This window comes from Absiella sp. AM09-50 (genome assembly GCF_003433845.1).
Taxonomy (GTDB): domain Bacteria; phylum Bacillota_I; class Bacilli_A; order Erysipelotrichales; family Erysipelotrichaceae; genus Hoskinsella; species Hoskinsella hominis.
Map to the genome: position 1 here is coordinate 145,226 of NZ_QVFI01000006.1, position 14,218 is coordinate 159,443.

Sequence of the window (14,218 nt, forward strand, 5' to 3'; positions counted from 1 at the left end):
GTGATAGAAAAAATAGAAACAAGAAGAAAGAAAAGACAAGAAATTTTCATATTGCTGCATTCACGCTCAAAGGGTGCACAGCGTGTATTCCAACTTACTTGTTGCCGTTGAAGTTGGAGTCTTCTGCCTGTTTTTGGATAAAAAGAGATTTTTGCCAGTGTTATCAGAAAAAAACAAATTTGATTTAGAGGTTAAGAAAGCAAGGATTATACAATATCTTCAATGTTTAATGCAATTAACATAGGATGAACAATTATTTATACAGACATTTCAAAATAGGCGATATCAACCAGCGTTATTATTTCAAGATAAGGTTATTAAAAGGATACTTAAGCATCCACTATTAAATGGAAACTAATGAATCAATAGTAAATCACCAGACAGAAATCCTCTGTCTGGTGATTTTATAATATTTTCGCAATCTCATTTAATAATATCTCAATGAATACAAAGAAAATTACCTGATCATCTAAGAATGTGTCCCGGTGTGCTCTTGAGGCATAGGGCAGAGTAAATAATTGATCAGCATAAGGAACCAATTGATTCTTTGGTGTCATCGTGACTAAGGTGAAAAAACACTTTTTCTGATGAAGATTTTTAACAATATCAAGATATGGATCTGTAAGTCCTTTTATTGAAAAAATGATACAAAGATCCTCTGAACCAAGAATTTCGCCAACATCTCGCATGACAACTGGATCAGTTATAGCTTCACAATCTACACCGATTTTTGAAAGTCGCATACGTAATTGCATGGCGGATAAGCCAGTACGGTTATAGCCAATGATTTTAACTTTTCTTGAATGAACAATTTTCTTGCCAAGTGCTTTTACTTCATTCATAGAAATCATCTGATTGATATTTATTAATTGTCTAGCATAAAAATTTGTGATGGCTTTCATAGAATCTTGCGGTTCATCTTCATTATTTTCATCATTTGTATTTGATACCATCTCTCTAGATAAGGCAAACTTAAACTCAGAGAAACCTTCATATCCAAGTTTTTGACACATTCGGATGAATGCTGATTTACTGGACTTTGCATTTCTGGCAATCATCTCACCTGTGCATTGAATAACAAAAACAGGATCCTGATTTAAAATATATTCTGCAATTAATGCTTCTTTTTTTGTGAAGGATGGCATGTTCTGCCGAATTAAATCTAAAGTTTTCATATAGAAACCCCCAATACATTCACTATGGTTATTATAACACAAAAAATTCCAAAAATGGACTATTTTCCAAATAAACAAGCAAAAAATGGACTAAAATGAAATAAAGTCCAAAATATACTTGAAATTTAGTCCAAAGTGATGTATAACATAAGTGTAATGAAAACGGTACCATTCATTTACGATAGAGAAAGAGGAGAATTAACTTATGGAAAAGTTTATGGAGTTTTTGGAGAAAACATTAGTACCTTTAGCAGACAAACTATCACGCAACCGTTATTTAAAAGCAATTAGCGAAGGATTTTCAATCTTATTACCAATCATAATGATTGGTGCAATCTTCACATTATTGGCGAATTTACAGATTGGTCCATATCAGGACTTTGTGACAGCAACACATTTGAAAGAGATATTCTCATTCGCGCCAACAATCACTACAGATTTTCTGGCAGTCTATGCTGTATTCCTGATTGGAAAAAGCTTATGTTCAAAATTGGGAGAAGATGCAAATGCAACCATTGCAGGAATTCTTTCATTGATGGTATTCTTCTTACTGATTCCCCTTGGCGTTCAGGGTGGAGAAGGTGATGCCCTTGTGACAATAGCGGCTGCACTTGGAACTAAATGGCTGGGAGCTGCTGGTTTGTTCTCCGCAATGATTATTGGTCTTGTTGTACCTACTATCTATGTATTCCTCATGCATAAAAACTTAACAATCAAGATGCCGGAAAGTGTGCCACCTACAATATCAAAATCATTTTCATCTTTAATTCCAGGCTTTATCATTGCATTCATATTCTGTCTGGTACGTTATGGTATGTCACTGACAAGCTATGGCAGCTTGAATCAATTCATCTATACGATGCTGCAAACACCATTGACAAATTTAGGCGCAAGTCCATTTACATTTGTGATTTTTATCTTAATGTGCTCCTTAATGTGGTTCTTTGGTTTACACGGTGGAATGATTGTTATGCCATTCCTTACCATGCTGTATCAGGCACCAGCACTTGAAAACTTAGAAGCCTATGCCGCAAATACAGCACTTCCTAATATCATCGTAAAAGCAAACTGGAGTGTTTATGCATCTCTTGGTGGAGCAGGTGGAACGATTGGTCTATGTATTGCAATGCTATTTTTCGCAAAATCACAACGTTATAAAACATTGGGAAAACTGGCATTGCCAGCAGGATTATGTGGGATCAATGAGCCGATTACCTTTGGACTTCCTATGGTATTAAATACCATTATGATCATTCCATTGATTCTTACACCTATCATTACCTTTGCGATTGCTTATTTATGTACGATAACAGGTATCGTACCACCATTAAATGGTACCGAAATTCCATTAGGCACACCTGTGATTTTCTCAGGATGGTTAGCTGGTGGAATACGTGTGGCAATCCTTCAGGTTGTATTGATTGCGATTCAGTTTATCATCTATTTCCCATTCATCAAAGTATTAGATCGACAAGCATTAAAAGAAGAAGCAGCTTTAGAAAGTGAGGAGGCGAATGCCTGATGAATAAAAGAAATATCGTTTGTTTTGTGGCAGATCAAATGCGTAGTGATGCTCTACATATCCATCATAATGAAGCAAGTATCACCCCTAATTTAGATCATATAATTGATGAAGGCGTTTCCTTTGAAAATGCTTATTGTCAAAATCCTGTCTGTGTACCATCCCGATGTAGTTTTTTAACCGGGTTATATCCACATACTTTAGGACATCGTACCATGCATTTTCTTCAAAATGAAGATGAGCCAAATATTCTAAAAGAAATGAAAAATAATGGATATGAGGTTATTTGGATTGGGAGAAATGATGTAATTCCTGCAGATCGTTTAAAAACTGATTATTGTGATGAATACTATGATGGTATCCATAAAGAAAATATGCGTGATCAGTTTGTGGATGCATTTGGCAGTATGAAAAAACATAATTCACAGCCGGTAAAGGAAAATGACGAGTTGTATTCCTTCTATATTGGGAAATTGAAGGATAGTGAAGGGTATGGAAAAACTGATTGGAATTGTGTACAAAGCGCTTTGGATTATCTTGATCGAAAAAGTAAAGAGCCAGATGGAAAACCATTCTTCCTTTATTGTACAATAAGCTTTCCACATCCACCTTATGCATGCGAGGACCCATGGTATTCTTCTATAGACAGAGAAAAATTAAATCCAAGAAGACCAGATATAGCTACCTTACCAGATAAAGCGAGTATGTTATACGATATTGCTAAGAAACAAGGACTTCACTGGGAGGAAGAACGTTTCAATGAGTTACGTGCCACATATCTTGCGATGGTTTCCAGATTTGATCATCAGTTTGGAATGCTTTGTGATAAATTAAAAGAACATAATTTCTATGACAATACAAATATCTTTGTATGGAGTGATCATGGGGATTATACTACGGATTATGGTATTGCGGAAAAAGTACAAAATTGTTTTGAAGACCCAATCAGTAATGTACCACTGCTGATTAAGCCTTCCATTGATATAGAAGTGAAAAAAGGAATTTCAACTGAGCTGGTAGAACTTGTTGATCTTCCTTCAACATTTGCGGATATTGCCGGTTTTGATTTAAGCTATGTACAATTTGGAAAAAGTCTTTTAGGCGCACTTGCTGCTCATGCACACAAAGGTTATGCATGTTGTGAAGGTGGAAGAATTCATGGAGAAGTGCAGGCAATGGAAAAAGGACATGGACCATCTTCACCATACTGGCCACGTTTATCTACACAGGAAAGTGAAGGACCACAACATACAAAAGCATGTATGATTAGAATGGGAGATTATAAATATACTATGCGTTTGTATGAAAAGGATGAATTCTATGATTTGAAGAAAGACCCGATGGAACTTCATAATATGATTGATGAAAAATGCTATCAGGATCAGATTCAAAAAATGAAACTACAATTATTAACGTGGTATATGCAGACAACAGATTATGTGCCAAATCGAAAAGATAAACGATAGAAAATAAAACCGCCGAAATGGCGGTTTTATTAAAGTTTTAATTTCTTTAGATCATCGCTGCTTACCTGATTACGGTATTCTTTCTCATATTTTAAATATGTTGTGTTTGTGATACCACATAATTCTGCTGCACTCTTAATAGATAATAAACCATAAATTCGATTTGCAACAATTGCTTTAAAATTCTCAGGTGGAATAAATTTTCTCATTTTCTTTGTCCTTTCTGAATAAATTAATTAAAATTTACACCACACTGTATAAAATAGTATACATTTATATATATGTATTTTTTGATAGAAAAACCGTCAGAAACATATAAAAAAGTCAATTTTTTTTACAAAAATTGACCATATAAGGTATGGATAAAAACGTATAAATTTTGATACAAATTTGCGTGGATAAACTTTTTATAAAATGTGGTAATTATTTTCTTCCATTTCATTATAACAAATATTCAAGATTATTCAAGGATGTGTGTAAATTAATCTTTTAAGATATTTTCTTTAGAAAAATGGTTTATATGATAGTTAGAATATTTATAACAATAATATAAATTTAAATTAAAAAGCATGCATAAAATCTATTGACGATAAAGCAAATAAAAGGTATCCTTTTAAATGAATAAATAATATGAAATATCATAAATAAACGAGGAGTATTGTATGAAAAATTTAAGCTTTTTGATTAAACCAGCCTCATCATCCTGTAATTTGAAATGTAAATATTGTTTCTATGCGGATGTGAGTGAACATCGTCAGATTAAAAGTAACGGTATTATGAAAGAAGAAGTTATGAAAAAACTGATTGATCAGGCCCTTTCTCATTTGGATGAGGATGGGGAAGTAACATTTGCTTTTCAGGGGGGAGAACCTACGGTTGCAGGCATTGATTATTTTAAAGCATTTTGCGCATATGTAGATGAAGTTAAAAAGGCAAAACAAAAAATACATTATGCTTTACAAAGCAATGCATACGTGATTGATGATGAATGGTGTACGTTCTTTCATCAATATGACTTTTTGATTGGCGTATCTTTAGATGGATATAAAGAAAACCATGATTATTTCCGTATTACCACAGGGAATAAAGCAACATATAAAACAGTCATGCAGGCGATTCATACATTAGAAAAATATGAAGTCCGTTATAATGTATTGACTGTATTAAGTAAACAGCTGGCAAAACATCCCAATAAACTATATGAATTTTATAAAAAGGAAAATATCCGTTATATTCAATTGATTCCATGTCTTGCGGGATTAGATGAGGAAAAAAATCCTTTTGCGCTGACACCACAGCTATTCGCAAGCTTTTATAAAGCGTTCTATGATTGCTGGTTGAAAGAAATGCAGGCTGGGGTGTATCGAAGTATTGGCTTGTTTGATAATATTATTCCAATGTACGCCGATGTGCCACCTCAACAGTGTGGGCTGCTGGGATATTGCAGTATTCAATTTGTTGTAGAAAGCGATGGCAGTATTTATCCATGTGATTTCTATGTATTAGATGAATATAAAGGTGGAAATCTGATGGAAATGGATTTGATGGATATCGCCAACAGTGCACCTATGCAGGGCTTTGTGAAAGAGAAAAAACAAATGAGTCCATTATGTGATACTTGTCCTTTTGTATCTATCTGTCATGGTAATTGTAAACGAATGAATACGTTATATTTTGATAAACAATATTGTGGATATCAGGATTTCCTAAAATATGCTTATCCAACAATGATTACGATTGCGAAACAGATGCAGCTGTAAAAAAATACAGCTGTTTTTTTAATTCTTACATAATTGGTGTAAGAATGCATGATATACTCAGCATATGAAAGGCGGGTGATCAATATGGCACTATTGCGTATCCATAAACAGGCATTTCAACTGGAACAGATTTTAAATCAGTTAATGCGAAAATCCCATCCACAGGGATATGAAATGGAAATCACAAGAATCTATGATTCTCCCATTCGTATGTGTGAGGATGTGCTGGAAGAGGTCAGGACCAGCGACAATTTTGAAACAATAGAAGAAATCAAACAGAAATACTGGCCTTATCAGAATTGTGTATTAACACAGTTAAGTGAAGAAATTGCACAGGCATTATGTGATGATATGGAGTATATGAAAAGATGCAGTTAATTCTGCATCTTTTGTCTGGCATAAGCCATTAGCTTTTCTTTTTCATTCATGGAAGGATCGTCAATCACCTGTTGATACAGTTCATCCAACATATCGCCAATTTGTTTATTCTGTAAACCTAACTTCATCATATCGTGTCCATTGACCTTTAAATCCTTTTTATGAAAGAAATCCTTTTCTTGATCGATTACCTTTAATAATTCTATGGAAGCATTTAAAATATCAATTTTCTCCTGAGCTTTTTCCATGTTTTTCGCATAATCATCTGCCATTTGTACATATAAGGCAGAAATTGCATATGCAATATCATTATCAAACTTAGATAAGAACCTGCGAAGGATTTTTCGATTGGCTTTGACATAATAATCATGATATAAGATCAAGGTACAGACCCGCTCTATGCTTTTATGGTCATAGCGCAGATCCATTAGATATGCTCTGGCTTTTTGTTCACTGATGAGGGCATGACGTTTATAGTGGGCAATGCCATCTTCTCCAAACGTTTCCATTTCTGGTTTTCCAATATCATGCAATACGATTGCCAGCTTACTTTCTAATGGGTATCCAATCGTATGATTTAACGCAACATCACTATGGCGAAAGATATCATAAATATGCCATGGGGTTTTCTGATCATGTCCATATAATTTGCTGTATCCTGGTAAAATCTCATCTAATACCTGATAATCATAAAGCATCTGTAAAAGATCTAGGTGCTGTGACAATAATATTTTATTAAATTCATCACGGATACGTTCTTTACTAATGTAGGATAAAGTAGGCGCAAGTTCTTTGATGGCCTGTTTCAAGTGTGGTTCTATAGAAAAATTTAAAACTGCAGAAAAACGAATCGCCCGTAAGATACGTAAAGCATCTTCTTTTAATCGTTCATAAGGATCTCCAACACAGCGGATGATGCCTTCTTCAATATCTTTTCTGCCATCAAAAGGATCATAATAACCATTTGTTGGATCATATGCAATCGCATTCATGGTGAAATCACGGCGTTTTAAATCTTCTAAAAGATTTTTAGTAAATATGACCTGGGAAGGTGCACGATGATTCAGATATGCTTTTTCAATACGATAAGTAGTGATTTCTATTGGTTCATTATTTACCAAAACAGTAATTGTTCCATGTTTGATTCCTGTAGGAATTACGATACATCCTGCCTGTTTAAAAATTTCCATGGTAGTTTCAGGCAGGGCACTTGTTGTGATATCAAAATCATGAACTTCACGGCCCATGAGCATATCTCTTACACAGCCTCCTACAAGAAAAGCTTCTTGATCATGTGTATGCAGCTGTTTTAAAACCCATAATATATCATCTGGTACGCATGTTGCCATCTTCTATCACCTCTGCTATTATTATACACAGGTTTGGTTGGTGAAACCAGTTATAATATTCTATATAGAAAAGAAAAGGATGATGAAAATGAAAAAAGTTGTAGATATTGCCCATGATATATTGAAAAATATAAACATAGAAAATGGGATATATGCGGATTTTACATGTGGGAATGGATATGATACCTGTTTTCTGGCATCACTTGAAAAGGTACAGAAAGTATATGCATTTGATATTCAGAAAGAAGCACTTCAACAAAGTATACAGGCGGTAAGTGAGCTTGGGTATTATGATAAATGCAGATTTATCCTTGATGGACATGAGCATCTAGATCAATATATTACAGAACCACTCGCAGGAGCCATCTTTAATTTTGGATATCTGCCACATGGGGATGAAAATGTCACAACTTTGTTACATACAAGCAGAATCGCTGTTCAAAAAGCATTGAAGCAATTGCAGAAACATGGTATGCTTATCTTAGTAATATACCCAGGTCATGATGAAGGGAAAAAAGAAAGCTGTTATTTTTCAGAATGGGTAAAAACTTTAGATTCACATTATTATTCCTGTATGGGTATACGCATGGAAAATAAAAAGGAATCTCCGTATCTGCTGGTGATAGAAAAGCTAAGAAATCAATGAGGGAGTTGTATGAAGAAATTTTTTCAACTGATGTTAATGATTGCCATGATTGCCGCATGCGCTTATGTAAGCGTGTCTTTCGTATGGTTTCAACATGGACTTTCAGATACTCTGTTTGAAGAGAATAAAGACAGGTTATTAAAAACTAATGAACAAAGTATTCATTTTGTGAAACAGACCCTGCAGGATTTTGAATCACAACTACAGTTGATTGCGGACTTTAGTACCTTGTATCATGAAAATGATCGAGAAGCAGTCGTCATGATGTTAGAAGAAATGAATGCGAAAAATAAAGCAATCGATTATGCGCTGTTTGATTTAGACGGTGTCGTATATACAACAACAGAAGTACAATTGGATATGGATTGGGAAAAGGTGCTTTCTTATTTAGAAGAAAAACGCGGACTTTATATTTCAGAAGCACGACATCTTCAAAATCGTGATGAAATCGTGCTGGCACTTCCCGTTATTGTAGATGGAAAAGTGCAGGGAGGCGTACTTGGCGTATATCAATCAGATTATCTGACTTCGATATTCAGTGAAGCATTTTATAGTGGTATCGGTGCGACCTTGATTGTACAAAAAGATGGCGCACTTGTATCTGGTTATCAGGGCATGGCTGTTCGTTCTGATTTTTTTAAAGAAATGCAGAAGTTTACATATCCAAATAAAGCATATGATCAAAATACGATGAAAACGGATATCAAACAGAATAAAAGTGGTTTTGTTGTTTTTGAAAAAGATCAGACAAGACATTATTTAAGCTATGCGCCCATCGGCATCAAAGACTGGATAGTGGTCAATATCGTAAATGCAGAAGCATTATCTCCACATTATTTTCAAATCATGGAACGTTCTATCTTATTATCTGTTAGTTATGCCTTTATATTTTTAGGCATCTTATGTATGTTGTTTTATATCGTAAGAAAAATGAAAAAAGCAGAAGAAGAACATGTTAGTGCTAGACGCTTTGAAATGCTGGCAAGTCTTCAAAAAAGTGCAATTATTTTTGAATATGACTGTAAGCGGCATTACTTACATGTATCTGATAACTATGAATATTGTTTTGGGATATCTTCCACCATCGCAAAGGATATTCATGAAGCATTGAAAACGATTGTGGATCTGGAAAATATCCAGCGTATGAAAGAACAGATACAAAAAGAAGGGCGCATTCAGCTGCAGCTACAGCTTTGGGACAGAGAACATTGTGCCCATTGGTTTGAAGTAGAGGGTGGCATTATTTATGATCAGCGTAAACAGCCTGCCTCTTTGATTGGATTTATCTATGATATACATTCTTCTTATATAGAGAAAGAACGACTACAGATTCAGGTAAATACAGATCAGTTGACACATACATTCGCAAAGGCAGAAATCATGCGTCAGATTGAAGATACATTAATCAATTTTAGTGCATCGAAACATGCATTATTATTTATTGATCTGGATAACTTTAAACAAGTGAACGATACCTTTGGGCATATCGCAGGGGATGAAGTATTGGCAAATCTTGGCAATGTACTGAATGAAGAGTTAGAAGGCATTGCGGGAAGATTTGGTGGAGATGAATTTGTTTTATTCATAAAAAATATAGAAGAAGGTATAGATGTAAAAGACCTGGCTTCACGCTTATTGAAAAAGGTAGAAGGATTAATGGCATATCCGATTGGCATAAGTATCGGTGTATCGATCTATGGAGAGGATGCACACAATTTAGATGAGTTGTTACTACATGCTGATCAGGCGTTATATGCATCAAAACATAAAGGTAAAGGAGTATGTATCGTATATGGAGAAGATAAAAGCAGTCATATTTGATATGGATGGTGTATTAATTGACAGTGAACCATCCAATTTAAGGCAGTTATATGATTTTTATAAGGAATATGGATTTGTGGCAGATGCAGCGTTTCTGATTTCGTTAGTAGGCAGTTCTTTAGAATATACATGGCGGGTCAGTATAGAAAAAATGAATAAAGACTGGAGTCAGGATGAATTCTATGAACATTTTGATGCTTATGCGAAAGAACACATGGTATCCTATCGTGATATCTTAAATTCTAGTGTAAAGGAAACATTAGTATGGTTACGGGCACATGGATATCATACCGCAATTGGAAGCAGCTCTACTTTGATGAATATCAAACGTATGTTAAAGGAATGTGAATTAGAAGGATTATTTGATTTGGTATTTAGTGGAGAGATGTTTCATGAAAGTAAACCAAACCCAGAGATTTATTTAACAATCGCAAAACAACTGCAAGTGGAACCAAAGCACTGTATGGTCATTGAGGATAGTACCTTTGGAATTGAAGCAGGAAAGCGTGCAGGTATGCGAACGATTGCTTTACAAGATACAAAGTTTTCAATCGATCAATCCCAAGCCGACGAGATGATTTCAAAGATTGCGGATATCCAAAAACTTTTGGCATAAAATAGATAGGAGAAGATTTCTCTTATCTTTTTTTATATTTTAGCACTCTGCACTTGACAGTGCTAAAATAAGTGTTATAATACAATTAGCAATCAATAATCAAGAGTGCTAAAAGGAGTTGATATTATGAACTTTGAAAAAATGAGTGAAAAACTGCAGGAAGTCATTATGCAGGCAGTGGAAATCTGTAAGAATTATCAGCATACCACCATCGACACGATTCAAATGTTAAAGGCGATATTTGAAAACGAGGTCCTGGATGGACTTTTTAAGCGATTGAATATAGATAAAACAAGAGCGTTATCCATCATTGATGAAGAAATGGGACGTGTTGCGAAATCAAGCAATGTGAATCCACAATTCTCCAATGAGGTAGCACAATCTTTTCAAAAGGCAGAAGCATGGAGTGATTCTGTATCAGAAACATATCTAAGTGTTGCCAGCGTATGGATTGCCCTGATGTTTAATAAATCTTATATTTCAAAACGCCTGGTAAAAGAATTTCATCTAAAGGAAGATGTATGCAAGGATGAAGAATTAAAACGCAGAGGAGGGAAGAAAATGGATACTCCAAATGCTGAAAGCAATGTCGAAGCATTAAGTAAATATGGACGAGATTTAGTTGAAGATGTTAAGAATGGCAAAATTGATCCGATTATCGGACGTGATGATGAAATCCGTCGTGTCATTCAGATTTTATCCCGTAAGACAAAAAATAACCCGGTATTAATTGGTGAACCCGGTGTTGGTAAAACAGCTGTTGTAGAAGGAATCGCATGGCGTATTATGAAAGGCGATGTACCAGGTTCCTTAAAAGAAAAGAAATTAATAGAATTGGATATGGGGGCATTGATTGCCGGTGCTAAATATCGTGGTGAATTTGAAGAACGATTAAAAGCTGTACTAGAAGAAGTAAAAAATGCAGATGGCAATATCATTCTGTTTATTGATGAATTGCATAATCTTGTGGGTGCTGGTAAAACAGAAGGTAGTATGGATGCAGCCAATCTGTTAAAGCCAATGCTGGCACGTGGAGAATTACGCTGTATCGGTGCTACCACTTTCAATGAATATCGTCAATATATTGAAAAGGATGCTGCACTAGAGCGTCGTTTCCAACGTGTTATGGTAAAAGAACCAACAGTAGAAGATACGATTAGTATTCTGCGTGGCTTAAAAGATCGTTTTGAATCTTACCATGGTGTAAAAATTTTAGATGAAGCGATCATTGCTGCCGCAACAATGTCTAATCGTTATATCACGGATCGTTTCCTTCCTGATAAAGCAATCGATTTAATTGATGAAGCATGTGCAACATTACGTGTAGAAATGGAATCTATGCCACAAGAATTAGATGAATTACAACGTAAAATCATGCAGCTGCAGATTGAAGAAACCGCATTGAAACAGGAAGATGACAAAAAAGCTGTAGAACGAAGAAACGATATTAAACAGGAATTAGAAGAACTACAGGCAAAGAAAGATGTCTTATATACGAAATGGGAAGATGAAAAGGCAGAACTGGAAGAAAGCAAGAATGCCAAAGTTAAACTGGAAAAAGCAAAACTTGATTTAGAACAGGCACAAAATGAAGCCCGTTATGAAGATGCTGCCCGTCTGCAATATGATACCATTCCACATTTAGAGAAGCTGATTAAGGAACAATCAGATAAAGAAAAAGGTGATGATACCTTAATTCAGGAAACAGTAAATGAAGAGTTAATTGCGGAAATCGTTAGTAAATGGACAGGTGTAGAAGTAAGCCGTCTAGTAGAAAGTGAACGTCAGAAGCTGTTACATCTGAAAGAAGCTTTACAAAAACGTGTTATCGGTCAGGATAATGCTTTGGAATTAGTAACTGATGCAATTCTGCGTAGTAAAGCACAGATTCAGGATGAAAACAGACCAATCGGAAGTTTCTTATTCTTAGGTCCAACCGGTGTTGGTAAGACAGAGGTCGCAAAAGCATTAGCTGAACAGCTGTTTGACAGTGAAAGTCATATTGTGCGTATAGATATGAGTGAATATATGGAGAAGCATAGTGTGTCACGTTTAATTGGTGCTCCTCCAGGATATGTAGGATATGATGAAGGTGGTCAGCTGACAGAAGCAGTTCGTCGTAATCCTTATTCTATCATTTTATTTGATGAAGTCGAAAAAGCACACCCGGATGTATTTAATGTATTGCTTCAGATTTTAGATGATGGACGTATTACAGACAGTAAAGGTGTTACCGTAGACTTTAAAAATACTCTGTTGATTATGACCAGCAATCTTGGAAGCCAGTTCGCATTTGATGAGGACAATAAGGAAGAAAAATATTTGTCTGAAGTTAAGAAGTATTTTAAACCGGAATTTGTGAATCGTATTGATGAAATCGTTGTATTTAATGCATTAAATGATGATATGTTAGGTAAGATTGCACATAAATTCATGGATGAATTACAAACAAGACTTGCGAAGAAAGATATTAAATTACAGGTTAGTGACGCTGTTTATCGTAATATCGCTACACAGGGTGTAGATCCAGTTTATGGAGCACGTCCAATGAAGCGTTATATCCAAAGAAACATCGAAACACTGATTGCTCGTAAGATGATTGAAGGCAATGCTGGAAAAGATGATATTGTAGCCATTGATGTAGTTGATGGAGAATATATTGTAAATATCACACAGGCATAAAAAAGAAGGTATCTCATAAATAATTTGGGATACCTTTTTCAGTATATAGACAAAACAAAATAGCTTTAAAAAGAAAGGGATGAAGTAACGGCTTCATCCCTTTCGCTATGCAGAAAACTGTGTGCACTTATATTGTATGCATTTATGCATGAAAAGTCAACGGTAAGTAATGATTTATAATTTTTAAATTTTATATAGGTTTTTTCACTTAAAATTTAGGATTTAATAAATTTTATACGTATATAGATAAGTGTAGGAGGTAAATGAAAAATGCAGAATTACATCTGTGTGTCTGAATGGGAGATTACTAGTGGGATATTATGCAGTGATTTTCATGGTAATAGGAAGTCAGGTGCTCATGACCTTGATCAAAACTCTTCCCAATATCATCAAAGAGATCACGAAACTATACGAAACTGTAATCAAATGCAGAAAACGAAAAAAGTAACAAACTAAGCAACAAGTTAGGGAGGGTGAACGAATTTCGTGGACAGGCATAAATTTCAGACACCACCTACAAAAAGAAAGGGATGAAGTAGCAGCTTCATCCCTTTCGCTATGCAGAAAACTGTGTGCACTTATATTATATGTGTTTATGCACGAAAAGTCAACGGTAAGTGATAATTTATAATTTTTAAATTTTATATAGGTTTTTTCACTTAAAATTTAGGATTTAATAAATTTTATACGTATATAGATAAGTGTAGGAGGTAAATGAAAAATGCAGAATTACATCTGTGTGTCTGAATGGGAGATTACTAGTGGGATATTATGCAGTGATTTTCATGGTAATAGGAAGTCAG

The 14,218-nt window shown here is 34.9% G+C and carries 12 protein-coding genes; 9 read left to right on the forward strand and 3 right to left on the reverse strand.

The window, feature by feature from the left end:
* Positions 1–404: 404 nt before the first annotated feature.
* Positions 405–1,175, reverse strand: a complete 771-nt coding sequence (locus DW114_RS07790) for a MurR/RpiR family transcriptional regulator (RefSeq protein ID WP_117453211.1) — start codon at positions 1,173–1,175, stop codon at positions 405–407.
* 205 nt (positions 1,176–1,380) lie between these two features.
* On the opposite strand from DW114_RS07790, the gene DW114_RS07795 reads away from it, so the two are divergent.
* Entirely contained in the window at positions 1,381–2,697 is a 1,317-nt protein-coding gene (locus DW114_RS07795; RefSeq protein ID WP_117453212.1) for a PTS sugar transporter subunit IIC, read from the forward strand.
* Positions 2,697–4,163 (forward strand): sulfatase-like hydrolase/transferase, encoded by a 1,467-nt coding sequence (locus DW114_RS07800; RefSeq protein WP_178695048.1) that lies wholly within the window; start codon positions 2,697–2,699, stop codon positions 4,161–4,163. The genes DW114_RS07795 and DW114_RS07800 overlap by 1 nt, the downstream gene beginning before the upstream one ends.
* A gap of 29 nt (positions 4,164–4,192) precedes the next feature.
* Here the strand turns inward: DW114_RS07800 and DW114_RS07805 are convergent, their stop codons facing one another.
* Positions 4,193–4,372: a hypothetical protein gene (locus DW114_RS07805; RefSeq protein ID WP_117453214.1), complete on the reverse strand. Its 180-nt coding sequence runs from the start codon at positions 4,370–4,372 to the stop codon at positions 4,193–4,195.
* A gap of 453 nt (positions 4,373–4,825) precedes the next feature.
* Here DW114_RS07805 and DW114_RS07810 point away from each other — a divergent pair, with 453 nt between their 5' ends.
* Together DW114_RS07810 and DW114_RS07815 are read left to right on the forward strand one after the other, a co-directional pair.
* Positions 4,826–5,923 carry a radical SAM/SPASM domain-containing protein gene (locus tag DW114_RS07810; RefSeq protein WP_117453215.1) on the forward strand — a complete coding sequence of 366 codons (1,098 nt, stop codon included), beginning with the start codon at positions 4,826–4,828 and terminating at the stop codon, positions 5,921–5,923.
* Between the two features lie 84 nt (positions 5,924–6,007).
* Complete coding sequence (locus DW114_RS07815; protein ID WP_117453216.1) at positions 6,008–6,301, forward strand: hypothetical protein; 294 nt, start codon at positions 6,008–6,010, stop codon at positions 6,299–6,301.
* Here the strand turns inward: DW114_RS07815 and DW114_RS07820 are convergent.
* Entirely contained in the window at positions 6,298–7,650 is a 1,353-nt protein-coding gene (locus DW114_RS07820) for a CCA tRNA nucleotidyltransferase (protein ID WP_117453217.1), read from the reverse strand. The two genes, DW114_RS07815 and DW114_RS07820, sit on opposite strands and share 4 nt — an antisense overlap.
* An 88-nt stretch (positions 7,651–7,738) precedes the next feature.
* On the opposite strand from DW114_RS07820, the gene DW114_RS07825 reads away from it, so the two are divergent.
* The 5 genes from DW114_RS07825 to DW114_RS07845 all read left to right on the forward strand — a co-directional run bounded on the left by DW114_RS07825 (position 7,739) and on the right by DW114_RS07845 (position 13,871).
* On the forward strand, positions 7,739–8,296 hold the full coding sequence (locus tag DW114_RS07825; RefSeq protein WP_158552202.1) for a class I SAM-dependent methyltransferase: 558 nt from the start codon (positions 7,739–7,741) through the stop codon (positions 8,294–8,296).
* Positions 8,297–8,305: 9 nt separating this feature from the next.
* Complete coding sequence (locus DW114_RS07830) at positions 8,306–10,117, forward strand: sensor domain-containing diguanylate cyclase (RefSeq protein ID WP_117453219.1); 1,812 nt, start codon at positions 8,306–8,308, stop codon at positions 10,115–10,117.
* Positions 10,089–10,733: an HAD family hydrolase gene (locus tag DW114_RS07835; protein WP_117453220.1), complete on the forward strand. Its 645-nt coding sequence runs from the start codon at positions 10,089–10,091 to the stop codon at positions 10,731–10,733. The genes DW114_RS07830 and DW114_RS07835 overlap by 29 nt, the downstream gene beginning before the upstream one ends.
* Before the next feature lie 126 nt (positions 10,734–10,859).
* Complete coding sequence (locus DW114_RS07840; protein ID WP_117453221.1) at positions 10,860–13,415, forward strand: ATP-dependent Clp protease ATP-binding subunit; 2,556 nt, start codon at positions 10,860–10,862, stop codon at positions 13,413–13,415.
* Between the two features lie 270 nt (positions 13,416–13,685).
* A complete protein-coding gene (locus DW114_RS07845) occupies positions 13,686–13,871 on the forward strand; it encodes a hypothetical protein (protein ID WP_117453222.1) in 186 nt (61 codons plus the stop codon).
* Positions 13,872–14,218: the final 347 nt, after the last annotated feature.